Source organism: Acetobacter pasteurianus, from assembly GCF_009914215.2.
Classification (GTDB): domain Bacteria; phylum Pseudomonadota; class Alphaproteobacteria; order Acetobacterales; family Acetobacteraceae; genus Acetobacter; species Acetobacter pasteurianus.
Genome location: NZ_CP039846.2, coordinates 1,125,348 through 1,151,072, shown reverse-complemented (window position 1 = coordinate 1,151,072; position 25,725 = coordinate 1,125,348). Strand labels below are relative to the sequence as shown.

Annotated in this window: 21 protein-coding genes; 12 read left to right on the top strand and 9 right to left on the bottom strand. The window is 54.3% G+C overall.

The window, feature by feature from the left end:
* The first annotated feature begins 7 nt into the window (after positions 1–7).
* The 6 genes from prfB to FCN51_RS18785 all read left to right on the top strand — a co-directional run bounded on the left by prfB (position 8) and on the right by FCN51_RS18785 (position 5,521).
* A protein-coding gene (gene prfB, locus FCN51_RS18810; protein ID WP_124296306.1) for a peptide chain release factor 2 occupies positions 8–1,139 on the top strand; the annotation gives its coding sequence in 2 pieces (ribosomal slippage) (positions 8–76 and positions 78–1,139; 1,131 coding nt in all).
* A gap of 342 nt (positions 1,140–1,481) precedes the next feature.
* A complete protein-coding gene (locus FCN51_RS18805; RefSeq protein WP_012812286.1) occupies positions 1,482–2,231 on the top strand; it encodes an energy transducer TonB in 750 nt (249 codons plus the stop codon).
* 86 nt (positions 2,232–2,317) lie between these two features.
* Entirely contained in the window at positions 2,318–3,331 is a 1,014-nt protein-coding gene (locus FCN51_RS18800; protein ID WP_374727186.1) for a MotA/TolQ/ExbB proton channel family protein, read from the top strand.
* 33 nt (positions 3,332–3,364) lie between these two features.
* Complete coding sequence (locus FCN51_RS18795) at positions 3,365–3,784, top strand: ExbD/TolR family protein (protein WP_003627566.1); 420 nt, start codon at positions 3,365–3,367, stop codon at positions 3,782–3,784.
* A gap of 54 nt (positions 3,785–3,838) precedes the next feature.
* Positions 3,839–4,279, top strand: a complete 441-nt coding sequence (locus FCN51_RS18790; protein ID WP_012812288.1) for an ExbD/TolR family protein — start codon at positions 3,839–3,841, stop codon at positions 4,277–4,279.
* Between the two features lie 12 nt (positions 4,280–4,291).
* Positions 4,292–5,521, top strand: coding sequence for a hypothetical protein (locus tag FCN51_RS18785; RefSeq protein WP_160256576.1), 1,230 nt, complete (start codon positions 4,292–4,294; stop codon positions 5,519–5,521).
* Between the two features lie 88 nt (positions 5,522–5,609).
* On the opposite strand, the gene rodA is transcribed toward FCN51_RS18785, so the two are convergent.
* From rodA to FCN51_RS18750, 7 genes are all read right to left on the bottom strand, one after another.
* Positions 5,610–6,776 carry a rod shape-determining protein RodA gene (gene rodA, locus FCN51_RS18780; RefSeq protein WP_003629853.1) on the bottom strand — a complete coding sequence of 389 codons (1,167 nt, stop codon included), beginning with the start codon at positions 6,774–6,776 and terminating at the stop codon, positions 5,610–5,612.
* Positions 6,773–8,701, bottom strand: coding sequence for a penicillin-binding protein 2 (mrdA, locus tag FCN51_RS18775; protein ID WP_160256575.1), 1,929 nt, complete (start codon positions 8,699–8,701; stop codon positions 6,773–6,775). The genes rodA and mrdA overlap by 4 nt, the downstream gene beginning before the upstream one ends.
* Positions 8,702–8,720: 19 nt before the next feature.
* Positions 8,721–9,284 (bottom strand): hypothetical protein, encoded by a 564-nt coding sequence (locus tag FCN51_RS18770; RefSeq protein ID WP_003629849.1) that lies wholly within the window; start codon positions 9,282–9,284, stop codon positions 8,721–8,723.
* Positions 9,285–9,289: 5 nt separating this feature from the next.
* A complete protein-coding gene (gene mreC / locus FCN51_RS18765; protein WP_160256574.1) occupies positions 9,290–10,204 on the bottom strand; it encodes a rod shape-determining protein MreC in 915 nt (304 codons plus the stop codon).
* 95 nt (positions 10,205–10,299) lie between these two features.
* Positions 10,300–11,346, bottom strand: coding sequence for a rod shape-determining protein (locus FCN51_RS18760; protein ID WP_003629847.1), 1,047 nt, complete (start codon positions 11,344–11,346; stop codon positions 10,300–10,302).
* A 204-nt stretch (positions 11,347–11,550) separates the two neighbouring features.
* Positions 11,551–13,140: a 2-isopropylmalate synthase gene (locus tag FCN51_RS18755; RefSeq protein ID WP_124305436.1), complete on the bottom strand. Its 1,590-nt coding sequence runs from the start codon at positions 13,138–13,140 to the stop codon at positions 11,551–11,553.
* Between the two features lie 296 nt (positions 13,141–13,436).
* On the bottom strand, positions 13,437–14,486 hold the full coding sequence (locus tag FCN51_RS18750) for a COX15/CtaA family protein (RefSeq protein ID WP_012812291.1): 1,050 nt from the start codon (positions 14,484–14,486) through the stop codon (positions 13,437–13,439).
* A 14-nt stretch (positions 14,487–14,500) separates the two neighbouring features.
* On the opposite strand from FCN51_RS18750, the gene FCN51_RS18745 reads away from it, so the two are divergent.
* The 6 genes from FCN51_RS18745 (at position 14,501) to FCN51_RS18720 (ending at position 23,482) form a co-directional block, all read left to right on the top strand.
* Positions 14,501–15,280: a TVP38/TMEM64 family protein gene (locus tag FCN51_RS18745; RefSeq protein ID WP_160256573.1), complete on the top strand. Its 780-nt coding sequence runs from the start codon at positions 14,501–14,503 to the stop codon at positions 15,278–15,280.
* Positions 15,281–15,439: 159 nt separating this feature from the next.
* Positions 15,440–16,702 carry a multidrug effflux MFS transporter gene (locus tag FCN51_RS18740; protein ID WP_012812292.1) on the top strand — a complete coding sequence of 421 codons (1,263 nt, stop codon included), beginning with the start codon at positions 15,440–15,442 and terminating at the stop codon, positions 16,700–16,702.
* 103 nt (positions 16,703–16,805) lie between these two features.
* Positions 16,806–19,049 (top strand): ATP-binding protein, encoded by a 2,244-nt coding sequence (locus tag FCN51_RS18735; RefSeq protein ID WP_064776056.1) that lies wholly within the window; start codon positions 16,806–16,808, stop codon positions 19,047–19,049.
* A 161-nt stretch (positions 19,050–19,210) separates the two neighbouring features.
* Positions 19,211–19,744: an adenine phosphoribosyltransferase gene (locus FCN51_RS18730; protein WP_003629841.1), complete on the top strand. Its 534-nt coding sequence runs from the start codon at positions 19,211–19,213 to the stop codon at positions 19,742–19,744.
* Positions 19,745–19,888: 144 nt separating this feature from the next.
* Positions 19,889–22,123 (top strand): FUSC family protein, encoded by a 2,235-nt coding sequence (locus tag FCN51_RS18725; RefSeq protein WP_004449236.1) that lies wholly within the window; start codon positions 19,889–19,891, stop codon positions 22,121–22,123.
* Between the two features lie 63 nt (positions 22,124–22,186).
* Positions 22,187–23,482: a glycerate kinase type-2 family protein gene (locus FCN51_RS18720; protein WP_160256572.1), complete on the top strand. Its 1,296-nt coding sequence runs from the start codon at positions 22,187–22,189 to the stop codon at positions 23,480–23,482.
* Positions 23,483–23,488: 6 nt separating this feature from the next.
* Here FCN51_RS18720 and FCN51_RS18715 read toward each other — a convergent pair whose 3' ends face one another.
* Together FCN51_RS18715 and FCN51_RS18710 are read right to left on the bottom strand one after the other, a co-directional pair.
* Entirely contained in the window at positions 23,489–24,130 is a 642-nt protein-coding gene (locus FCN51_RS18715) for a uracil-DNA glycosylase family protein (RefSeq protein WP_201762620.1), read from the bottom strand.
* A 129-nt stretch (positions 24,131–24,259) separates the two neighbouring features.
* Complete coding sequence (locus FCN51_RS18710) at positions 24,260–25,678, bottom strand: cytochrome c (protein WP_004449230.1); 1,419 nt, start codon at positions 25,676–25,678, stop codon at positions 24,260–24,262.
* Between the last annotated feature and the right edge of the window lie 47 nt (positions 25,679–25,725).

Here is a 25,725-nt window from a genome sequence, read left to right as displayed (position 1 = left end):
CGGCCTGATGTCTGCCGAGACTGAAGCCCTTAATGACCAGATCAAGCAGTCAGTGGCACTGCTGAGGAGGCATCTTTAACTGGGATGTCGCCCAGGAAAGACTCGCTGAACTGAATAATCGGGCAGAAGACCCCGATCTGTGGAATGATTCAGACGCTGCGCAAAAAATGATGCGTGAGCGCACCCTTCTGGCCAATCAGATTGAAGGTGTGGAAGCGCTTGAAACCAACGTGCGTGACACCAGTGAACTGATTGAGCTGGCTGAAGCCGAAGGGGATGCAGATTTGGTGGCCGAAGGTATGGCCACCCTGCGTGATCTAGCGGAAGAAGCCAAACGGCGGGAAACAGAAAGTCTGCTTTCTGGGGAAGCAGACAGCAATGACTGCTATCTGGAAGTGAACGCAGGTGCCGGAGGTACGGAAGCGCAGGATTGGACAGAAATGCTGCTGCGTATGTACACCCGCTGGGCAGAGGCGCATGGCTACAAGGTTACGCTGATGGAAAGCTCGGAAGGGGAACAGGCGGGCCTGAAATCTGCCACCATTCTCGTTTCCGGCCCCAATGCCTATGGCTGGCTGAAAACAGAAGCAGGTGTGCACCGTCTGGTGCGTATTTCACCGTTTGATGCCGCAGCACGCCGCCAGACATCCTTTGCGTCTGTTTGGGTGTATCCCGTTATTGATGATTCCATTGAAATCGAGATCAATGACGCAGACCTGAAAGTAGATACCTTTAGGGCATCTGGCGCTGGTGGGCAGCACGTTAACAAAACGGATTCCGCTATCCGTATCACGCATATGCCCACAGGCATTGTTGTGGCCTGCCAGACAGACCGTTCCCAGCACCGCAACCGTGCAACGGCTATGCAGATGCTGCGTGCGCGTTTGTATGAAGCAGAGTTGCAGAAGCGCGAAGCCGAGGCCGCAGCAGCAGAAGCTGCTAAAACGGATATCGGCTGGGGGCATCAGATCCGCTCTTACGTGCTTGCACCTTACCAGATGGTAAAGGATTTGCGCACAGGGGTAGAAACCGGCAACCCGGATGCGGTGTTGGATGGTGATCTGGATGCCTTTATGGCAGCAGCACTTGCCATGCGGGTAGGAGCAACGCGATCAGAGGCCAGTGCTTCAGCCCAGTAAGGATTTATTCTTAAATCGAAACAAAAATACAAAAAAGCAGGCTCCATTTTGGGCCTGCTTTTTTGTTAGGAAAAGAGCCAAGGGGGAACAGGAAAAACACTGGTGAAGCTGAGAAAACTCAGCATGAGAGCGATTTTGTTCCTGCGCCAGAACAGATTGTCTTTATGAAAGAAAATGTGAAATTAGCAGAACATTCTTGACAGAAAGCCTATCTAATTGCCCAATCGAAAGTCGGGAAAGGTTACCTGTATGGCAGAACAGCAATCTGTTATTGTCATACCAAGGTAAACAGGCTCCGGTAACGCCCTGTGTATCAAGGGTAAGATAATAGCATCTGTCGCGATGCAGGGTGACAAAGGAGGACGTGCAAATATGAATGACTACGAGCAACAGCCGGGCTCGGTGAAATATACGTTCCGGGTAGGGGCTGTTGTCAGTGTTGTTGCCCTGTTGGTGGTTGTCGCGCTGCATCTTATGGGCGTGCTGGGGCTGATGTACGGTATGGGAACCACGGCAAGTGTTCCTGTTACACATCCGCCTATCAAAACAGTTATGTTGCCACCCCCGCCGCCTCCGCCACCCCCGCCTCCGCCACCACCCCCACCTCCGGTTATGGCTGTGCCGCCGCCGCCATACATTCCGCCGCCGAAAATCAAGGTGCCACCGCCGCCCAAGCCGCCCATCAAGCACGTGGCCAAGGCGCCGCCTAAGCACCCAACACCGCCGCAAACCAAAACGGCTGCTGCGCCTCCAGCAACATCTGCACCCAGTAGTGCAGCCGCTGCAGGAGATGGCACAACAGACGCACCAGATACGTCTGCTGGTTCTGCGCCCTTAAACAATGTGCAGCCGGTCTATCCGCCAGAAATGGAGGAAGACAACATTGAAGGCCGTGTGACGTTGATTTGTGATGTGGAAGCTTCTGGCATGACCAGCAACTGCCATGTGCAGTCGGTCTCTGGCGGTCAGGCCTTTGCTCAGTCAGCGTTGGATTACGTGCACAAGGCCCGCTATCGCCCGGCCACACGTAATGGCGCACCGGTGAAGGAACTGCACAAGGTCTACGTCATCCGCTTCAGGCTGGATGACTAAAACGGGGTCAGTTTTTCATGCTGGCCAGTAATACAAATACGGATTGCCCGATCTGTTTACATGACAGGGAAGCGGATCGGGCCCTGATGATGAGGATTATGAGGAAGATGACCAGACTGCCCCGTTCTTTTGTGTCAGGTCTTGCGGCTCCGGCTCTGGCGCTGCTGATGAGCACTGCAGCCCCAGTGGCAGCCTTTGCCCAGGATGCGGCCCCCGCAGCGCCTGCGGCCACGGCACCGGCTCCTGATGCGGCGCCATCTTCCGCACCGGCACCTGCCGCCACACCGGATGTAGCCCCTGCGGCTCCAGCACCCGCTGCCAGCGCTCCGGCCGAACAGGCCCCACCTGCAGCAGACACCAAGGAAGAAGCCAACCCCTACGGTCTGGGTGCTTTGTGGTCCAATGGGGATATCATTGCCCGCGGCGTGCTGCTGATCATGCTCACCATGTCCCTGGGCACATGGTATATCATGATCACCAAGTTCATCGAGCAGGCCCGCCTGTTTGCGGCCGCCAAGGAAGCCACCAAAAGCTTCTGGACCAAGCACAGCATTCAGGAAGGGGCTTCCGCTCTGACCTCCACATCCCCGTTCCGCTACATCGCCGATACCGGTATTGTGGCTGCCGAACACCATGAAGGCACGATGCAGGAAAGCATTGACCTGCATAGCTGGACGGGCATGTCCATCCAGCGCGCGGTGAACAACATCCAGAACAGCCTGCAAAAGGGTCTGGCGTTTCTGGGCACCGTGGGCTCCACCTCTCCGTTCATCGGTCTGTTCGGCACGGTGTGGGGGATCTACCACGCGCTGACAGCCATCGGCATTGCCGGTCAGGCCTCCATCGACAAGGTGGCTGGTCCGGTGGGTGAATCCCTGATCATGACGGCTATTGGTCTGGCCACCGCTGTGCCGGCCGTTCTGGGCTACAACCTGCTGGTGCGCCGCAACAAGACCGCCATGGATCTGGTGCGCGACTTTGCTTCTGACCTGCAGTCCATCCTCATCGGGGGTGTGCGTCATGGCGCTGCGGTAGACCAGATTGTGGTGCGCCCGGACAACTCCCCCACCACGGCCACGGTGTCCAACCGCGTCGGGTAATCAACGGGTCAGGTCAAGGCAAGGAGAACGCTTATGGGCATGCAGGTTGGCGATAGCGGCGGGGAAGACGACGTCGTCTCCGCCATCAACACCACACCGCTTGTGGATGTGATGCTGGTGCTGCTGATCATCTTTCTGATCACCATTCCGGTGGCGACACATACCGTGAAGGTGCAGCTGCCCAAGGACATGAACCAGCCCACCCAGACCAAGCTGAGCAATGTGGTTCTGGCAGTCACGGCGGATGGTCAGACCTTCTGGGATGAAACGCCGATCAAGGACCGGGCCGATCTATTGGCCCGGCTGGAGAAGGCGGCGGTGCAAAAGCCGCAGCCGCAGATCCAGATCCGCGGGGATGTGACCACACGCTATGAGAGTGTGGGCCGTCTGGTGGCGACGTGTCAGGAAGCGGGCATCAGCCATATCGATTTCATTACGGAAAAGCCGAAATAGGCAGGGGCGGGTGGCGCAGCACGCCACCCCATCCTGTGGGGGAGAGCACAGGCCATGGGCATGAATGTTGGCTCGGAGAGCACAACGGAAGATGAAGGCATTGTCGACATCAACACCACGCCGCTGATTGACGTGATGCTGGTGTTGCTGATCATGCTGATCATCACCATCCCGTTGCAGACGCAGGCGGTCTCGATTGATCTGCCGCAGGGCAACCCGCCGCCCAGCACGGAAGAAACACCTGTGGTGACGCTGGTTGTGGACTTTGACAACTCGCTGACCTGGAATGGCCAGCCCATCAATGGCGAGGCCGATCTGCAGGCGCATCTGCGTGAGATCGCCAGCGGGCCAGAGGCCTCCCGCCCGGAGTTCCACCTCCAGCCCAACCGTCTGGCTGACTACAAAACCGTCATCCACGTCATGGCCGACGCACAGCGCCTCGGCGTCACAAAACTCGGAATCGTCGGACAGGAACAGTTCGCTGACGGTAAGTGAGGATTTTTGAGAATGGCTTCTCGTTTTTTACGTACCCTTTTTTGTGCAACAACAGCTTGGGTTGTTATGCAGCCTGTTGCACATGCGGCAGATGAACTCGGCCAACAGGTTGGGACAGAACTGGAAGCCGCGCAGTCTGCTCTGGCAGCACATAATTATGCCAAGGCAATGGATGCAGTAAACGCTGCGGATGCCGTAAAAGGCAAAACAGATTACGAAGATTATACCATTGCGCAGATGCGTGCAGCTGTGGCCACACAGGCAGGTAATCTTTCTGCCGCAACAGCAGCTTATGATAAGCTGATTGCTTCCCCCCGCACGCCGCAGGCCATGAAAAATCAGATGCTGAAGTCTGAAGCAACCATGGCTTACACTGCCAAGGATTACCCCAAAGCTGTTGCCAATATTCAGCGATATCTGAAGGCCGCTGGCTCTGATCCCCAGATGGAAACATTGCTTGCGCAATCTTACTATCTGCAGAAGGATTACCCCAATACCATCAAGGTGGTGAAGCAGCAGGCAGATGCCGCTATAAAGGCTGGCAAAGCTCCCACGGAATCTGAGCTGCAAATGCTCGCAGCAAGTGCGACGGCTCTAAAAGATTCTGCAGCGACCACGCATGCTTATGTTCTATTGGCGACTTATTACCCCAAAAAGGAATACTGGGCGCTTTTGCTGCATGAACTGGTTGTAAACACCAAAATTCCGGCATCCTTGCAGTTGGATGTTTATCGTATCCGTTTGGCTGTTGGGGATGTTTCCCAAGCGCGTGACTTTATGGATATGACGGAAATTGCAGTACAGCAGAATACGCCGCAACTGGCGCTAGACCTGATGAACCAGGGCTATCAATCAGGCGTGTTGGGGCAAGGGGCAGAAGCTCCGCGTCAGGCCCGTTTGAAGGCTATGGTTGAAAAGGCTGTCGCTTCCAAAAAGGCTTCTATTGCAGCAGATGAGCAGGCAGCTGCTTCTGCCAGCAATGGAGATGATTTGCTAACGGTTGGGTACAATTACGTTACATTCGGGCAGGCTGATAAAGGTCTGCAACTGATGCAGCAGGCTATCAGCAAGGGCGTAAGCGATGTGAATATCGCACGCCTGCATTTGGGGCTGGCAGAGCTTTATGCTGGCCATAAGGATCAGGCTCTGGCTGCTTTGCGCAGTGTTGAAGGAGACAACGGTGCGCATGATATCGCGCAGCTTTGGATCTTGCGTGTAACGCAGCCCTCTGGCGCCAAATAATTATTAAGACTGCAAAATTATAAAAAAGGCCGCTCTGATATTGAGAGCGGCCTTTTTCATAAGCAATGAACCTGCGGTAATGGAAGCATCAGATAAGATCTTTGTTGGCGTCTTCTTCGTCTTCATCGTCAACAGAATCACGATGAACCCATGTTGAAAGCAGCAACCCAAACCCCAGCATAACATTCAGCATGGCCGAGCCACCGTAAGAGACCAATGGCAAAGGTACCCCCCCTACAGGGATAGCGCCCATCACCATGGAAAGATTAACCAGGCAGTAAAAAAAGAAGTTCATGCTGATGCCAAGGGCAATAAGGCGCCCAAAGCGGTTACGGCAACGAATAGCCATAATCATGCCGCCCAGAATGATCATGAGCAGCAGGCCAATAACAGCGGCAGCGCCAACAAACCCCCATTCTTCGGCAATCATTGTGAAAATGAAGTCTGTCTGTTTTTCGGGCAGGAAGTTTAATTGCCCTTGTGATCCATGCAGGTAACCCTGCCCCCACATGCCGCCAGAACCCAGTGCAATTTTGGACTGGATGATATTGTAGCCTGCCCCTAGCGGATCATTTTCCGGGTGCAAAAAGGTGGTTATGCGTGCGCGCTGGTAATCATGCAGATGGTTGTATGCAAACTTGATAAGCGACGGCACGGGAAGCAAAAGCAGCACAATTTGCCAAAGCCGCATCCCGGCAGCAAAAAATAGCGATGCTCCAATGCCGCCAATAATGACAGCAGTGCCAAGGTTAGGTTCCTTGAGTACAAGGCCAACAGGCACAAGCACGATAAGGGCTGGCGGTATTAACCACAAAGGGTTGCCCATTCGGGCATAGCTTATGCGAGAAAACCACGCAGAAAGTGCCAAAACCAGCGCAATTTTGGCGAATTCCGAGGGTTGAACCTGTAACCCACCTATAATCAGCCAACGTTCTGCGCCTTTGCCCACATGGCCCATGCGTAACACGGCTACAAGCAGTATAAGTGAGAGCACGTACATGGGTGCTGCTGCGTGTATAAGCATGCGTGGCGGCAACATGGCGATGGTAATCATCATCACCAAACCCACAGCAAAGCGTGCAGCCTGCGGGGCGGCAAAGGGGTAGGGCGTACCCCCTCCGGCAGAATAGAGCGTAACGTAGCCAACGCCAGCCAATGTGCAGATCAGCAGAATGTAAAGCCAACTGATACGCCATAGCTTGGACATCAGGCGGAAACTGGGTTCTGCTCTGAGCAGCCGTTTATGAAACTTCATGGATCACTTACCAGGCTGCTTGCATCAGCTACACTTTCTGGCGGCGGCGTGGTGTGTGTTACCGGGTCCCGCAGCAAAGTATCGCGCATGATGGTACGGGCCAGAGGGGCTGCGGCATCTGCACCTGCGTTTCCGTGTTCGATTACCACAGAAACGGCATAACGCGGGGAATCATACGGGGCGAAGCAGATAAACAACGCATGCGGCCGATACTCCCAAGGCAGATTGGCAGAGTTAAAATGTCCGCTTTCACGCAATGCGCGTGAAACACGCCGCACCTGTGCCGAGCCCGTTTTGCCAGCCATGGTAATGCCGGGCAGATCTAGCCGCGCTTTGGGGGCTGTTCCGTGGAGTTCGTTAATAACGGCAAACATGCCAGAGCGTAGGGCCGCCAGATATCTGTCTGGCATATCAAGGGTGGGCCAATGGTCTGGTTGTACTTGCTTGCCAATTTCCCCGTTAATGGCACGCACAAGATGGGGCTGTACGGCCCGACCAGAGGCAATGCGGGCTGTATAGGTAGCCAGTTGCAGTGGCGTAACCTGTACAAACCCCTGCCCAATGCCGCTTACAATTGTATCCCCACCGTTCCAATGGTGGTGGTGAGCCTGCCGCCATGCCGGAGTAGGAATCAGGCCGGTGCGCGTGTGGGGAAGTTCAATATCCAACTGCGTGCCAAGGCCGAATTTATGTGCTGTGGCAGCAATGCGTTCCATGCCGATACGGCGTGCGACTTCATAAAAATAAACGTCGCAGGAATATTTAAGCGCCAGATGCAGATCAACAGATCCATGCCCCCATCGAGACCAGCAGTGAAAGCGTGTGCCACCTACATCCAAGTGGCCAGGGCAGAAAAAACGATCCGTGGGGGAAACAAGACCCGATTCCAGAGCCGCCATTGCCACAGCAGGTTTGAAAGTGGAGCCCGGTGGATACACCCCCGCGACAGCTTTGTTGATAAGGGGCGTGCGCTGGTTGTTTGTCCACTCAATCCACTGTGCATGACTGACGCCGCTATCAAACAATGAGGGATCAAACGAGGGCGTGCTGACCATGGCAAGTACTTCACCATTCTGGCAGTCCATCACCACGGCAGAGGCTGTTTGATCTCCTATAGCGTTCAGCACTTTTTGCTGGAGCGCGCGATCTATAGTCAGGCTAATTTCTTCACCCGGCACGCCTTCTTCGCGGTTCAGTTCAGACATCACACGCCCAACGGCGTTGACCTCCATTTCCACAGATCCAGCCGTGCCGCGTAGATTGTCATCCTGACTTTGCTCAATACCCGCGCGGCCTACGCGCATCCCCGGCAGAGCCAGCAAGGCAGAGCGGGCCACATCTTTTTCATTGGGCGGTGCTACGTAACCGATAATGTGGGCGAGCAATTCGCCTTCCGGGTAAACGCGGCGTGTGCCTACATCAATCAACACACCGGGGAGAGAGGGCGCGTTGAGTTCAATGCGCGCCATTTCATCCCATGAGAGAAAATCTCGCAGCATGACAGGCACAAAGCGTCGCTGATGCCGCATTTCACGCGCGATTCGTGTACGGTCGCGTTCATCTAGCGGGATAATGCTGGAAAACCGTTCAATCGTGCCCGTCACATCCGTGGTTTCTTCGGGCATCAAAAGGGCGCGCCAGTTTTCCTTGTTATTGGCAAGGGCAACGCCGTAGCGGTCTACAATACGCCCGCGCGGCGGGGCCAGAAGGCGCTTGCTGATACGGTTTTTGGCAGCCATGCGGGCATAATGGTCGCCATCTTCTATCTGGATTTTATACAGGCGGCGGCCAAGTTCCCCCAAGGCCACAGTCTGAACAGCCATAAACAGCAGCGCCCGGCGTGTAAAAACGCCGCGTGCAGGGTCTTTCTGTTCACGAACAGGTAGAAAACGCCGGTTTTCTTTCTTGCGCCGCTTTAGCCACATAAGAAGCTTTCATGCCTGTTCATGCGGATTCCTTTTCATCCAGAATATGCAGGAACCATGAGAAGGTGGCGGAAAGCAACGGATAAACCCCTATGCACAGTAGTGCTTCAAAAAAGGCAGGCGCCGGATCAAGACCGTGCAGCCGAAACAGACATGCCAACGCCCATTGCAGGAAAGAAGCGGCTCCACCTATCAGACCATAAAGGAACCATACTACTAAAAAATTCATGCGCATGAGCCCAAACCGGGCATAGGTGCTGATTCCGTAAACCAGAAGCAGAATAAATGAGCTGACGCCCAAAGGTGTAAAGCCAACCAGATCCATAAACAGGCCAAGCAGGAACGGTGCCAGCGCAGGCATGCCCGTAGGCCGCCAGACAGACCAGAAAAACACCGAGCCAATAACAATGGCAGAAAGCAGTTCGGCAGAACCGGGAATGGCGAGGGGTGCCGAAAAAAAGATAATAACCAGAACAATAAAAGCCGATGGCAGCAGATGGCGCGCTGTGCGGTCCAGCTTCTGGCCAAGCGTTAGACGCGGTTCAAGATCTGGGTCCCATGATGGGGGTGAGGGATCGGACATCAGGTTTACCCTTCCTGCCCTTGTCCCAGAAGTGTTTTGAATGGCAGTGCTAACGGACGATGCGGGCGCGTAAGTGGCACATGCCCCGGTGCATCAGGCGGTTCAATTTCAGATTGTCCAAAATCAAACACGCGTAGCATGGTCAGTTTATCCAGTTGCACAAAGGGCTGCACAACCGGTTGTCCGGGGTGCAGGTAATGCACTGTGCCAATGGGCAACCCCATGGGGAAGGCCCCTGCCTGATCGCTGGTCACAACACGCTCCCCTTCAATGGGGCGTGAATCCTGCGGGTAATACATCAACCTTGGCATGGGGGAGTTGTCACCTGCCATTATGGCCGTGGCATGGCTGGATTCCAGTTCAATGGGCAGGCGGCTGGCAATATCGGTTATGAGCAACACACGGGCTGCATGAGGGCCCACTTCGGTAACCCGCCCTGCTAAGCCATTTGTGGCCAATGCCACATTGCCTACGTGTACCCCGCTGGTTGTGCCAGCTACAAGCAATACAGCGCGGGCATACATGCCGCCACTATCTGCCACTACCCGGCCTGTTACAAAGGCAGGGGTAGGTTCTGGCACCCAGTGCAGCTCTGTTTTCAGGTTATCATTTTCCCGCGCAAGAGAAACGGCCACATCATACCAGCGGCGTAGCTTGGCATTTTCTGTTTGGAGCTTGGTGTTCTCTTCGGCCAAATGCCGGGCGTCTTTTACGCCCTGCACAAGGTGGCTAACATCTGTTTGCGTATGGGCAATAAGCCCCCACAAAGGGGCCAGAGCATCTGCCACGTACATACGGGCTGTATCAGCCAGCCGTCTATCAGCTTGCCCTGCAATAATAATCCCAACAGACAATAGCAGCAGCACTGGCAAAACCAGTTTGCCAAGAGCTTGTCTTACCTGGATGGAAACCGGGATCATGAAAGCCGGGAACCCCTATCTGAGGGAAGGAAAGCGGAAGGCATGCCCGTTTGCATTCTGGCGCCGGATTACAGCCAGATAGCTGGTGCCTTGAGTTAATACATGGTTGTCAGCACGTTGCGCAGACGCTTCATTTCTTCCAGTGCACGGCCTGTGCCCAAAGCTACGCAGGAAAGTGCATCTTCAGCTACTGTAACTGGCAGACCCGTTGCAAGGCGCAGTACATCACTCAGCCGGTAGAGCAGTGCACCACCGCCGGTAAGAACAATGCCTTTATCAACAATATCGGCAGCAAGTTCAGGTGGGGTGTTTTCCAGCGCGGTTGTTACGGCATCCACAATCTGGCTTACGGGTTCCATAAGGCTTTCTGCAATTTGCGCTTGTGAAACCTGTACTTCGCGCGGGACACCGTTAATCAGATCGCGCCCTTTAACGTCTTGCCACGGGCCGTTTTCATAAGGTTCATCCGGCATCATGGCGGAGCCAAGGCTGATCTTGATACGTTCTGCCGAGCTTTCCCCAATCAACAGGCTGTGGGTGCGGCGAATATAGGAGATAATGGCTTCATCCATTTTATCTCCGCCCACGCGCACAGAACGTGCGTACACAATACCGCCGAGGGAGATAACGGCCACTTCTGTTGTGCCGCCACCAATATCTACAATCATGCTGCCAGAAGGCTCTGTAACCGGCAGGCCAGCACCTATGGCAGCAGCCATGGGTTCTTCAATCAGAAATACACGGCGTGCACCGGCGCTTTCTGCGCTTTCCTGAATGGCGCGGCGTTCTACTGCGGTGGAGCCGGAGGGCACGCACACAATAATCTGGGGGCTGGCAAAAGCGCGGCGATTATGAACCTTGCGGATGAAATGTTTGATCATTTCTTCCGCCACTTCAAAATCAGCAATCACGCCATCACGCATGGGGCGAATGGCCGTAATATTACCCGGTGTACGGCCAACCATCTGCTTGGCTTCTTCGCCCACGGCAAGAAGCTGCTTTTTTCCTCGTATATCTGCAATAGCCACAACAGACGGTTCGTTCAGAACGATACCCCGTCCTTTTACGTAAACAAGGGTGTTGGCAGTACCCAGGTCAATAGCCATGTCGGCAGACATGAGACCGAGCAGACGAGAAAACATCCAGGACTCCTGGTTGAAGCGGGCACCATACAACAGAGGACGAGAAAGCCGGGCACGCTAACCTGCCCCTGCTGCTTTGGAAATATGTGAGCAGGAATTACCGGTGCGTAACGAGGCAGACAAGACCTTCCGTCAAGAAACTGACATATAATCTCAAGGTAAGGTCTGTCTGCCCGGTTTTGCAGGAGGGCCTGAAAAGTTTTTTCAGGCTGTCAGGGCTTCTGGTTCTGTCCGAGCCCGTTTAACCAGCAGCTTGTTCAGTGCATGTACATAAGCGCGTACGGCAGAAACAACCGTATCTGCATCTGCGCCCTGGCCATCTACCATTTTGCCGGCTTCTTCCAGACGCACGGTTGTGCGGGCCTGTGCATCCGTACCTTCTGTTACGGCACCAACAGAGAACAGGGCCAGACGTGCTTCATGTGGGAAGGCCTTGCGCAGCGCATTAAAGGCAGCATCCACAGGGCCATTGCCTGTGGCTTTGGCTTCAATCGCCTTGCCATCCACGCTCAGTTCCAGATCAACTTCGGAAGGCTGGCCAGAAATGGATTTCAGGCTCAGTGCACCAAAGCGGATGCGGTCATGGTCGCGGGCTTCATCATCCACCAGCGCGATGATGTCATCATCGTACACAACCTTTTTACGGTCAGCCAGATCCTTAAAGCGGGTGAAGGCTTCGTTCAGGCGTGTTTCATCCATGCCTTCGTAACCCAGCACCTTCAGCTTATCGCGGAAGGCCGCGCGCCCGGAATGCTTGCCCATAACCAGGGAAGAACGTGTCCAACCCACGCTTTCTGGGGTCATGATTTCATAGGTGGCAGCGTTTTTCAGCACGCCATCCTGATGGATGCCACTTTCATGCGCAAAGGCGTTACGGCCCACAATGGCCTTGTTAGGCTGCACATCAAAGCTGGTGATGGTGGCCAGCATACGAGAAACCTTCAGCAGGCCTTCTGTATGGATGCCGGTGGTGAAGGGGTATTGGTCATGGCGCGTGCGCAGTGCCATCACAATTTCTTCCAACGCGGCATTCCCTGCGCGTTCGCCAATACCATTGATGGTGCATTCCACCTGCCGCGCACCACCACGGATAGAAGCCAGCGTATTGGCAACAGCCAGCCCCAGATCGTTATGGTTATGGGCAGAGAAGATTACCTGATCTGCACCCGGCACGCGTTGGCGCAGCATGGAAAAGATTTTTTCCATGTCTTCTGGTGTAGCGTAACCAACGGTATCGGGAATGTTGATGGTGGTGGCGCCAGCCTTAATGGCGGCTTCCACGCAGCGGCACAGAAAATCCGGTTCTGTGCGGGAGCCATCTTCAGCAGACCATTCCACGTCATCTGTCAGATTGCGGGCTGCGGCATTGCCAGATGTAATCAGTTCCAGAACAGTTTCCGGTTCCATCCGCAGCTTGTATTTCATGTGCAGCGGAGAGGTGGAAATAAAGTTGTGGATACGTTTGCGTTCTGCCGGGGCCAGTGCCTCACCCGCAGCCGCAATATCCTTGGCGCCACCGCTACGCGCCAGTGCACAGATAACAGAACCCTTGGTGTTTTTGGCAATTTCGTTAACGGATTCGAAATCACCTTTGGAAGCAACAGGAAAGCCTGCTTCAATCACGTCCACGCCCAGGTTGGCCAGCGCTTCCGCCATGCGGAGCTTTTCTGCCAGGTTCATGGAAAAACCGGGAGATTGCTCGCCATCACGCAGGGTGGTGTCAAACACAATCACGCGGTCTGGCGTCATGCGGCCAAAGGACGGATGATTGAAGCTGGTGGTATCAGCAGACATGGAATTCTTCCTGAATAAAGTCTGGTCTGGAACAAGAATAGAGGGGCTGTGCCATATTCTGCCCGTTTATGCACGGGCGCTCTTTTCGTTCTCCCCTGGGCGTGGCAGCGCTTGGCCACCTGGCTCGCTCAGGGGCAGATTAGTCGAAGGAGAAGATCCAGACGGAGGGCCACGCCGCCCGCACCCGCTAATTTGCGGGTCTGCAGGGAATCGGACGTGAACCACTCGGAATTCATGCGCAGCACCATACCGTCCAGTTTTTCAAACGCAACATTAAAACGTTCTCAAATGCTCTTTCAGGCCACAGCCTTGGTGCCGCGCAGGCAATGCAGCACATACAGCATAACGCCAAGCAACACGGCGGCGAAGGTTTGGTGCACAGCACCAGCCCATACAGGCACCACCAACAGCAGGGTGGTTACGCCAAGCGCGTACTGAATAACCACAGCCCACCCTAAAAGGATAAAGGCGTTGTGGGCTTTGGCCCCCAGATCCGTTGCTTTTAGGCCAACAAGAAGCACAGCGCCAATGCTCAGGGCTGTAAGAGTAGCCAGCAGGCGATGGTCAAACTGCACAGCCGCTTTGTTGATGAACCAGTTCATCCAGAAAGGGGAAAGCTGGGCATAATCAGTCGGGATCAAATGCCCGTCCATCAGCGGGAAGGTGTTGAACAGGAACCCCGCATGTGTGCCAGCCGTAAACCCACCGGCAATAATGGTGGTGCACAGCAGCACGATGGTGAAGCAAGCCAGCCGCTTGGCCAAACGTGCAGCGGAAGATGAACCATGGCTTTCTGGTGTGGGCCAGCGGATAGAAAATGCTGTCCACAAAATAGCGCCATAAAGCAGCAGGGCCGCACTCAGATGCAGTACCAGACGTACAGGTTCCACAGCCGTGCTGTTGGGGCGGAAGCCAGAGGCCACCATAAACCACCCAATGGCACCCTGTAGCGCACCCAGAATGAAAAAGATGAACAAGCGCAGGGCCAACCGGCGCGTAATCATGCCTCTCACAACAAACCAGATCAGGGGCAGCAGAAGCACCAGCCCCATCAGACGGCCCCAAAAGCGGTGAATCCATTCCGCCCAGAAAATTTTCTGGAACCCTTCCAGCCCAAATCCTTCATGCTGAAGGTGATATTGTGGAATGGTTTGATAAAGTGCGAACAACCTTTCCCACTCAGCGTGGGAAAGGGGCGGGATAAAGCCGCTTACTGGCTGCCAGTCCATAATGGAAAGGCCCGAACCCGTCAGGCGCGTTACGCCGCCAATGGCGATCATGCCCAGCAGCATGAAGCAAAGCAGAAACAGCCAGCCTGAAATGAGTTTGCGGTGGGCGGGTGTCATGTCTGTCTGGGGGGATGATGAGGTGGGCATGGCAGCCTTTGACGCTGTGGGTTAAATTTCTGTATCGGGTTTACAGCCAGCTTGCGGGCTGCTGCAAGAAGATGGTACCGCTTGGCTGGATGGAACAGCATATTCGTCCTCCTTCTCGGTCTTCTGTATCGCTTTTGCGTCCACTGCTCATGTTGCTTGTATTGGTGGTGGGGGCAGTTGGGTTGCGGCATGTGCCCGCACTCCACAGCATGCTGCATGGTACGGATGTACTACGCCAAGGCGTATGGGGCCGCATGGTGTTTCTATCTGGTGCTGTTTTGTGGTGCGGGTTTGGGCTGCCACGCCAGGTGGCCGGATTTGCCGCCGGATTGGCTTATGGATTGTGGGAAGGCCTTGCACTTATCACTATAGCCTCCACATTGGGGTGCTTGGCCGGTTTTTTCTGGGCCAGATGGGGCGGGCGTGCATGGGCACGGCAGAAATTGGGGCAACGTTTTGCCCAAATGGACGCATTTCTGACACGTCAGCCGTTTTCTAGTATTCTCACCTTGCGACTGTTGCCCGTAGGGTCCGCATTACTGCTGAACCTTTTGGGGGGTATTTCAGGTATGGATGTGCTGCCGTTTTTTACAGCAACCCTTCTGGGCGGTATACCGCAGAACCTTGTTGCCGTTTTGTTGGGGGCGGGGGTTCAGGTAGGTACTTTTTGGCAGTATGCAGCCGGTGGTGCATTGTTTGTGCTTTCTGGCGCCATTGGGGTGTGGTTATGGCGGCATGCACGTATAGCCCGGCAGGTTTCCTGATCCGTATATGGTCTGGCTGTTTCTGAGGTGTCAGGAACTAAGGGCTCATTCTAACCCTCTTGTAAAATAGTAAGGCGCTGGCCCGCAGAGCTGTTGGCGCTGTTTTTGCCAGACATTTTTCTTTTCCTTCTGTTTTTGTTTGTTTTTGGAGTGCTGCTTATGGCTTCTCCCTCTGCTGTGCGGGATGCCGGAACGTCTTTTATTGGTGGGCGCATCCCCATGTGGGTACCTGTGCTTTTAGGGTTCCTGACAGCCGTTGGACCTATTTCGACAGATATTTATCTGCCTGCTTTTCCGGCCATGGAGCAGACCTTCCATACAAGTGCTGGCAATGTGCAGTTTACGCTGTCCATCTGGTTTGTAGGGTTGGCTATCGGGCAGATTACGGTTGGCCCTTTATCAGATAGATTTGGGCGCCGTAGCCCCATGCTTATAGGCAACGCCCTGTATGCCGTGGCTTCTGCCGTTTGCGCATTTGCGCCAGATATCACCACGTTTTCTATTGCGCGGTTTGTGGCATCTGTTGGGGCATCGGCCAGTCTGGTTATTCCCACGGCCTGTGTGCGTGATATGGTGCCAGACCGTAATGCTGGGGCACGCATGATGTCTCAGTTGGTTATGGTCATGGGTGTTGTACCCATTTTAGCGCCTATGCTGGGTGGTCTAGTTGTAGAGTTTGTGTCCTGGCGGATTATCTTTTGGGCTTCTGCGGCCTATGGCGCGATATGTGTGGCACTGATTCTGTTCGTACTGCCAGAAACCCTGCCGTATGATCGGCGGGTCGCACTCTCTCCCTTCACGCTGGTAACGCGGTACGTCACCCTGATTCGGGATCGGGCTTTTGCCAGTCATGCGCTGATAACAGCTTTTTCCACCTTCATGTCCTTCAGCTATCTTACGGCAGCTCCGTTTGTGTTTGTGCAGCTGTTTCATTTCTCACCGCTGCATTTTTCCATGCTGTTCGGCTTTTTTGCTGTGTTCATGATCGGGGCATCCCAAGTGAACGGGCTGCTGGTGGGGCGTATTGATTCCGGAAAGCTGCTTATGGGTGCGATCTGCCTTTCCGTTACCGGAGGGATTCTGCTGGTGGCAGTGAGTTTGTGGAGTGCGTGGTACGCACCTCCGGCATGGCAGCCATATGAGGTGTGGTTGGTGATTGCGGCCATGCTGCTGGCTCTTGCACCTACGGGTATTATTTTTCCCAATGCCATGATGGGGGCTTTGGCAGACCATCCCTCTCTTGCCGGGGCGGCCTCTGCTCTGGCGGGCACGCTGCAATATGTGCTTGGGGCCGTGGCCGGTGTTGTGGTTGGGCAATTTCCGGCTGTGTCTGCAATTCCTATGGCAGGATGCATGTGTTGTGGTGCTATTCTGATGTTCCTGATGGGCTTGGTGCGACCTAATCGACAGAATGTGAACTAAAAACTGTACAAAAAGCGGTTATGCCCGCTCTGCTCTTGACGGCGACAGGGCTGCGGCCCAGTCCAGATGAAAAGATGGGGTTAGGGAAGGGAGCGTGCATAACATGCCACGGCATCCAGCAAGACGGGCCCACGTTCTGGCGCTTATTGGCGCCGGGCTGCTGATTGTAACTTTTGGCACAATGGGGATTGAGCTGGGCAATGAAATGGCCCGGCATGGTAATTTGGACCGTCAGAGCACAGCGGCAGGCAATTACTTGCGCGGGTTGCATCACGCCACCAGTGATGCCCGTATATGCCATTATGCATGGATGGCCGAGCATAAGCCCCAGGATGGCAGTTGTTATGTGCAGGCCATTCAGCAGCTTTCTGATGCCCGGCGTGGGTTCGAATCCTTTCGTGTGGTGCAACTGCGTGAAGGCGGTGGCCGCGTAGAACCGCTGCAAAGTGTGTGGCAGCAGCTTGAAACCATAAGTGCATGGCCCCATTCACCAGAGGGCACGCCCGCCGGAGGGGCGCAACTTCTGGCGGATCTGGATCAGAACCTTTCCATTCTCAGCCGGGCCAGCACGCTGGATCAGGCAGACCGCGTTGCCAACATGCTGCGTAACACAAGCTGGCAGCGGCGCTTGGCGTTGTTGGGGATTCTGACCGGTGTTTTCAGCCTTGTTTCTGCAGGCTGGGTGCTAGATCGTTCTTCCTTGGCGGCAGCGCGAGCCGAGGCTTCATCGCGTGATCTGGCGTTACGTTTGCGGGCAACGTTGGACAGTCTGAGCCTTGGTGTGGCCGTGTTTGGTGCCGATGGTCATTTGTGGCACTGGAATGAGCAACTGGCCGTGGCTCTTGGTTTGGAAAAGAGTTTTTTCAAACCCGGCCTGTCTTACAATGATTTAAGCGCAGTGCTGGTGGTAGATGGTGTGCCGCTGCTTGAACCATTGGAACACGTTGAAACCAGCTTGGCCAAAGGGCAGCCAGCACCGCCAGTGGTGGTGGAATGCAAGGGTATTAACGGCGCAGATCTGGAATTGTGCCGCACATTGTTTTTTGCCCCAGATGGCGCGGCAGAACGGCGTGGGTTTGTGTTAACAGCCGCAGATATCACCATGCGTTTGCGCAGCGAGCGCGCCTTGGGTGAAGCGCAAAAGCTGCGTGCGCTGGGGCAGTTTACCGCAGGTATTGCTCACGATTTCAAAAATCTTCTGACCGTCATTTTGGGGAATCTGGAGCTTGCAGCAGAGCATGACTTGCCAGATCAGGTAGAGCAGCGGCAGGAATATCTTTCTGCCGCCACACATGCGGGCCATAGGTCTGAAGCTCTTACAAGCCAGCTTCTTTCCTTTATGCGCAGGCAGCAGACAGGCGTGCCAGACTGCTTTGATCTGGCCAATCTGTTTTCCTTGCTCGATGGGCTGTTGGCGCGTGTGATCGGCCCCAGAATTGTAGTGGAATGTGCTGATGTGTCTGGCGTATGGCCTGTGCGTGCAGACCCGGCACAGCTTGAAAGCGCGGTGCTTAATCTTGCTATCAATGCGCGAGATGCCATGCCCTCTGGTGGGCGGCTGCGCATTGCTGCTCGCAATGTAACATTTTCCGTCAATGCAGATCTGATGAGCCTTCCTGTTGAGGAAGGCCGCAACATGCGCGTGGTGTCCGACCCGACTCCGCTGCCTGCGGGAGATTGGGTGCGGTTGGATGTGATTGACAGCGGCAGCGGTATGACGCGTGAGGTGTTGGACCATCTGTTTGAACCGTTTTTCACCACCAAACGTGAAGGTGCAGGTACAGGGCTGGGTATGGCCATGGTTCTGGCTTTTTCCCAGCAGGTTAAGGGGCGCGTTGTGGTGGCAACAGGCAGCGGCAGCGGAACAGAGGTTTCCTTGTGGTTGCCCAAGGCGGCTGCTCTTTCCGCCGCGCAGGTTTTACAGCCAGCCGTGCTGCCTAAAATAAACAAGCCAGCGCCATCACAGACTTTGCAGGTACTGGTGGTGGAAGATGATGCAGCTATCCGCGATATTGTTGTGACCATTCTGAGTATGGCAGGTCATCGCGTGTTGGAAGCAGGAGATGGCGAGCAGGCGTTTGATGTGGCAGCAGCTGCGGAAGGGCCTCTTGATCTGCTGGTAACAGATATTCAACTGCCCGGCCCGCTGGATGGGCTAACCCTCTCACGCGTATTGGTGGAACGGTATCCTGAACTGGCTGTGGTTTATATGTCGGGGGATCTCACAGCGGATTCCAAACTGCCTGAAGGTGGCGTGGCAAATGCACGGCTATTGGCCAAACCTTTCCGTCGGGATGGCTTGATGGAAGTGGTAACAGCAGCACTGAGCGCACGTACCGGGGCATAAGTAGACCATAAGGGAAAAGCCGCCATACCTTGCAGAACCGGCGCATGCAGGATAGAGCGGGCGCCGGATTGCCCGAACGTGTTCTTCTTTTTGGCAGGATACAAGGCAGAAGTAACAGAGGGTCAGCATTGGGCTGGCACGCAGGAAGGATTATTAAGGCCATGACGGCACATGAGGAAATCGACCTCAAGCGCTTTATCCGGCACGTTCCCGATTTTCCTAAACCGGGCATTCTATTTTACGATATTTCCACCCTTATGCGGAATCCGGATGCGTGGCAGTTGGCCATGGGGCGTTTGGCACGGCAGGTGGCACCGCTTAAGCCGGATCTGCTGGCAGCCGTTGAATCCCGCGGGTTTTTAACAGCTGCACCGCTGGCAGATCGCTTGGGTTGCGGGCTGCTGATGCTGCGTAAGTGTGGCAAACTGCCGGGTGAAACCATTTCCCACACCTACGATCTGGAATATGGCAGCGATACGCTGGAAATTCAGGCAGATGCCATTCAGCCCGGCCAGCGCGTTGTGGTTATGGATGATCTGCTGGCAACCGGTGGTACCTTGGCTGCTTCTGTAGCGCTGCTGCGCAAGGCGGGTGCTAACGTGGTAGGCGCTTCTGTTATGGTAGAGCTAACCAGCCTGGGTGGCCGTAATAAAGTGGATGCACCTGTTTCCACTTTATTAACTTACAAAGAATAAGCACTTTTCAATATTCATATGTTCTGTTTGCACATCTGGGTGCAGAACAGAACATATGAGGTGTGAATACGCTTTTCTGCCATGTTGGGGTAAGAGAAGATGTATGGCACGTTGTTTCCCCATTAGCACCTCAGGTTTGGCCGCGTGAAAAGCATGACGCTTTCCTTGGGGCAGCTTTGGCGGTCGGTCTCTATTATTGTCCGGCAGGCGCTTGTTGGCGGCGGTCCACCGCGCAAGCTTGACCACTTGCGCTGGCTGTTTGCGCCCAATCTGCTTTCGTTTGGGTATGCGCTTCGTACCACCATTTCATCCCTAATCGCTCTTGGTATTGCCTTGTGGTGGGAATTGGGGAGCCCGCAATGGGCTGCTCTTACCGTATGGATGGTGGCGCAAGGCACGCGTGGTAAATCCATTGCCAAGGCGCGCTGGCATATGTTTGGCATGGTGGTGGGCACAATATGCGCCATCGTGCTGGTGGCCAGTATGCCGCAATCACCACTGCTCTATATCTTTTTTGTGGCTGTGGGGATTGGCACTTTCTGTTTTATAGGCACGTTGTTGCCCGGCCCTGCGGCCATGACCAATTACCGTATCCATGGTATGCGGGCTTCCGGTTTTACATACGTTATTATTGCACTGGACGGCATAGTAGCGCCCGATCATATTTTCCAGATCGCAATGGCGCGTGCCACATACATTACGCTTGGTATTGTGGTGGAAACCACAATTTCATCTCTGTTTCAGTATCAGTTGGGGCTGCGGGCCAGAACGCGGCTGGCAACCAATTTTGTGCAGGCTCTTAAAGGCGCGGTACCCGCCATTTTGCGTTTGTTACAGGGCGATAGACGCGCTGTGGCAAATTCGCCCGGTGTGTTCTCCACCCTTATTGCACTGAGCGATCAGGTTGAATTTGCCGAAATTGAAATGGGGAAACACCAGCACGAAGGTGACCACGCCAGAGCGGCTTTGGCAGCCATTACAGTGTTGCTGTCACGCGGGTTGGATTTGGGCGCACTGCTGGAGGTGCCGCATAGTCAGGGCGTGGAGTATCAGGATACAGCCCGGCAGGTGAGTAGTTTTTTACAAGCTCTGCCAGACCGGCTGGATAATGATCAGCCTATTGAGCCGGTTTTGCGGGACCTGACATCTTTACGGGCAACCTGCCGACAACTTGCCGCAAGTTGCCTGGAAAAAGAAATGGAAGCCGCCACACATCCCCCAATGGATGTGAATCAGGAGGAAGTGCTCACCCGCCAAGGGCAATTGCTACATAAGCTGGATACCATGCTGGAAGAGCTGTATCTGGCCATTGAGCAGTTTGAAATGAGCCGCAACCCGCAGCCGCATGATCATTTCCGCTATCCCATGAAGTCTTATCGAGACTGGCGGATGGCGTTTACCAATAGCTTGCGGGCGTCCGTCACCATCTTTTTGGCTGGTGTTATATGGATTACCACCGCGTGGCCTGATGGCCTCACATTCATCATGTTTGTGGGTATTGTGTGTGCGCTGTTCTCCACTTTGGAGCAGCCTGCTCTTGCCACACAGGCGTTCTTGCATGGCACTGTGTGTGTCATTGGCATGAGCGCATTGCTTGATTTGTGGGTCATGGCCCAGCCGACTATTTATGAAATGATGGCCATGTGTCTGGCTGTGCCCATGTTGATTGGCGGGTTGGCTTTTGCGTGGCCTCCGCTGGTGCTTGCGGCTGTGGCCTATAATCTGTTTCTGCCTATTTTGGTGGGGCCGATCAATCAGGGGCGGATGGATGAAATCATGTATTTCAACACCGCCATGCCGCTGTTGTTAGCCATGATGTTCTGCATGTGGATGTACCGTGTGTTTCTGCCGTACGATCCAGATGGTTTGCGGTGGGATATGCGAGTGAACATTCTGCGTGGCTTGCGCCGTTTGGCAGGGCAGCGCAGGCCTCCTGCGGTAACGGAAATTATTGGGCGCAGTGTAGACGGGTTTGTGCGCCTTTCCACCATGGCAACGGATGATGGCAATACCTATGTGCTGGAGCGGTATTTAAGTGGCGTGCTGTCCAGCATGACCATTGCGCTGAACGTAATGCGATTACGTACTGTTCTGGCAAAGAATATTCTGCCGCCAGAAGCGCAGAAAGCCGTGGAAGTGATGATGGAACGCATGCAGCATTTTACAGGCCGATATGGCGGGCAATATGGCCGGACTGCGCGGGCAACACATATAGCTGTAGAGTATTTGTTAAACTGCGAAGAAACTGAGGCAAATCTTTCTGTCCGTGAAGAAATGCTTCGGGCATTAGCCAGCCTGCGCGTGATAGAAACAGAGCTGGCAGAGAACCGTGCGTTCTTTGATGCGTCTTCTCCATATCTGGATAAAGCATTTACCTAAACCAGATAGATCATAAACGTGCTCTGATATTAAAGTAGAGCATTGTAGGAGAGCGTTGCGTTGGTGCAGTCAGATATCAAAATCGAACAGAATAAACAGGCCAGTACCCTGTTGCGCAGCATGTTTGATGCAGCAGTTGCCGCAGCAGATCCTTTTAAGGTGCTGGCAAAATATTTGCCGGAAAAACCTAAAGGCCGCTGTATAGTTGTAGGTGCTGGCAAGGCTTCTGCCGCTATGGCCGCTGCGTTAGAGGCTGCATGGCCAGATGTACCTTTGCAGGGTATTGTGGTTACGCGGGATGAGCATGCTGTTCCAACGCGCCATATTACGATTCTGGAAGCATCGCACCCTGTACCAGATGCGCGGAGCGAACAGGCTGCGCATGATATCTTGCAATCCGTAAAAGGGTTGGGGCCAGATGATCTTGTTATTGCCCTGATATCTGGTGGAGGGTCTGCGCTGCTGGCTTTGCCGGCAGAGGGCATTACTCTGGCAGAAAAGCAGAATATTGGCCGTCAGCTTTTGCATTCTGGCGCAGCAATTTCTGAAATGAACACAGTGCGTAAGCACTTATCTGCCATTAAAGGTGGCAAGCTGGCTTTGGCAGCAGCACCTGCACAAGTGGTGACGCTTGTTATTAGTGATGTACCCGGAGATGACCCGGCAATTATTGCAAGTGGCCCCACTGTGCCGGATTCAACAACACCTCAAGATGCTTTGCGTATTCTTGATAAATACAATTTAGACGTTCCCGATACAGTCCGTCATGTTTTGGAGAAAAACACTGCGGCATCTTCTGCCAAGCATTCTGTTAACGCAGACAACCGGGTTGAAATGATAGCAACCCCTTTTATGGCGTTACAAGCAGCGGCAGAGGTAGCGCGCGCAGCAGGTGTAACGCCTTTAATTTTAGGAGATGCGCTGGAAGGTGAAAGCAGCGTAATGGGCGTGATGATGAGTGGCATTGCTCGCTCTGTTCAGGAGCATGCTGTGCCCGTGCGCGCTCCGGCTGTTTTGCTAAGTGGTGGTGAAACAACAGTAAGTATTCGCGCAGGCACAAAGCCGGGAAAGGGCGGCCGGAATACAGAGTTTCTGCTTTCCTGCGCACTGGCCTTAAATGGTCAGGCAGGTATATGGGGTTTGGCGGGAGATACAGATGGCATTGATGGTACGGAAGATGCCGCTGGCGCCATATTTACCCCGGATACATTAGCCCGAGGCCTGCAAAATGGTGTGGCTGCTGAGGAATTTCTAAAACAGCATGATAGCTACAGTTTTTTTGAAAAACTGGATGACCTTATCAAAACAGGACCAACGCTAACGAATGTGAATGACGTGCGCCTGCTTTTGGTGCTCTAGTTCTGTTTAATCTGCAAGCGCACGAGCAACCTCGCGCCGCAGGGCCGGAATGATTTTTTCCTGAAACATGGGGGTTTTACGCTCCCATGCCCCTGTGCGCCATGATGGGTGTGGCAAAGGGAAGTATTGCGGAAGAAAATCCTGAAAATGCTCTGTTCGCTCGTATACTTTGCCTTTTCCCAAAACGTAATTCTGGGCATATGATCCAACCAGAAGGGTTAGGTGCAGGTTAGGCAGTAACGCCAGAATACGTTCTCGCCATAAGCTGGCGCATTCCGGCGGAGGTGGGCGGTCACCACCTTTAGGCAACACACCCGGATAACAAAGCGCCATAGGTAAAATGGCGACACGGTTGGAATCATAAAAAACATCTCGGCTCATACCAAGCCAACCCCGTAGGCGATCTCCTGATGCATCGTTAAAAGATACCCCGGTTTCATGCACACGTGTGCCTGGTGCCTGTCCGGCAATAAGTAAACGTGCATGGGGGGAAACATGCAAAACAGGCCGTGGGCCTAATGGCAGCTTATGTGCACAAGCTGTGCATTTCCTGATTTCCTGCACCAAACAGTTAAGTTGTGTTTCCACATTACTGATTTTTGCAGAACTTGGCGTGCACCATTCTAATTTTGTCTGGGTCTGCTTCATGTTGTTCAAACATGTGGGGATGATCTGCTCACTCACAATGCAAACAACATAAAAAAAGCGCTGTAGTGTTGCCACTACAGCGCTTTGTAACCAGCCCCATAAAAGAGGCTAGTTATTTAGGTAGAAGCTTTACTGTGCTTCATCCACACCAGCATGTGTCTGCGGTGCGAAGGTCCAGCCAGCGCCGTAAGGCTGCGGCATGAAGAGGCCCCATGTAGCGGATTCTTCAGTTGCATTAGCCCAACCCGGTGTCGGCAGCGGCGTATGATCCAGACGGAGTTTCTGGATATCTGCTGCTGTTGTGTTAGCCGGCGCGCGGTTACCCCATGCAGAACGGATGAAATTTACAACATCTGCAATCTGCTGGTCAGACAGGATGTTTTTGTAATCCGGCATGGCCACTGCAGAAGGTGCCCAGTTGGTGGGAGGCAGAACGCCACCATCAACAACAATATGGGCAACAGATGTCGGGTTGTCGGAAACAACAACCGGGTTACCAGCCAGCGGCGGGAACATACGGGCTACACCACCACCATCGTTACGATGGCAGATTGCGCACTGTTCCACATATGTTTTTGCACCAGCATTGCCGGAGAAGTTGTTGGAATCCAGCATCTGAGCCGTAGAGGCATCGTAGCTGTAATCACCACGTGCAGGCGGAACCGGCGGCAGAGATTTAATGTATTTCACCATGGCGTGCAGGTCTGCATCGGTGAAGTACTGGGTGCTCCAGCCAACCACGTCTGCCATGCCACCAAAGGCTGCGGAGTGATCGGTACGACCGGATTTCAGGAACAGGAACAGGTCTTCATCAGACCAGCGGCCAAGGCCCAGAACCGGATCGTTACGCAGGCTTGGGGCAATCCAGTTGTCGATCACGCCACCGCCGCCAAGGAAGTCTGGCCCGCCAGATGCATCCAGAGCTTTTTCCTGCATACCGAAGCCGCGCGGTGTATGACATGCACCACAGTGGCCAGGGCCAGTTACAAGGTATTCACCACGTGCAATTTCAGCATCCGTGCCGGGGGCTGGTGTGAAATCCTTGGGAGCCGGAGCAAATACAGAGCGCCAGATGGACAGCGGCCAACGCATGGACATCGGCCAGGAAATATCAGTTGGATGATTTTTCTGCGCAATCGGCTGCACGCCATGCATGAAGTATGCGTACAGAGCCTTCATGTCATCCTGCGTCATGCGGGCGAAGGATGGGTAGGGCATTGCTGGATACAGCGTAGCACCATCCTTACGCACGCCATGGCGCACGGCTTCATCAAACTCTTTAAATGTGTAGGTGCCAATCCCGTACGTGGGGTCTGGCGTGATGTTGGTGGAGTAAATTGTGCCGATGGGGGTCTTAATAGAAAGACCACCAGCATATTTCTGACCGTTCAGGGATGTGTGGCAAGCCACACAGTCCCCTAGGCGTGCAACGTACTCGCCCTTCTTGATCAGATCTTCATCAGCGTTCTGTGCATGCGCCAGGGACGTTCCCGCAAGAAGCCCGACAGCGACTGCCCCCAGGGCAGCTTTTAGCCTGTTAATCATCATTTTTACCACTTATCGCCTGTGTGCTGAATGACGTCGTAACTCTGCCG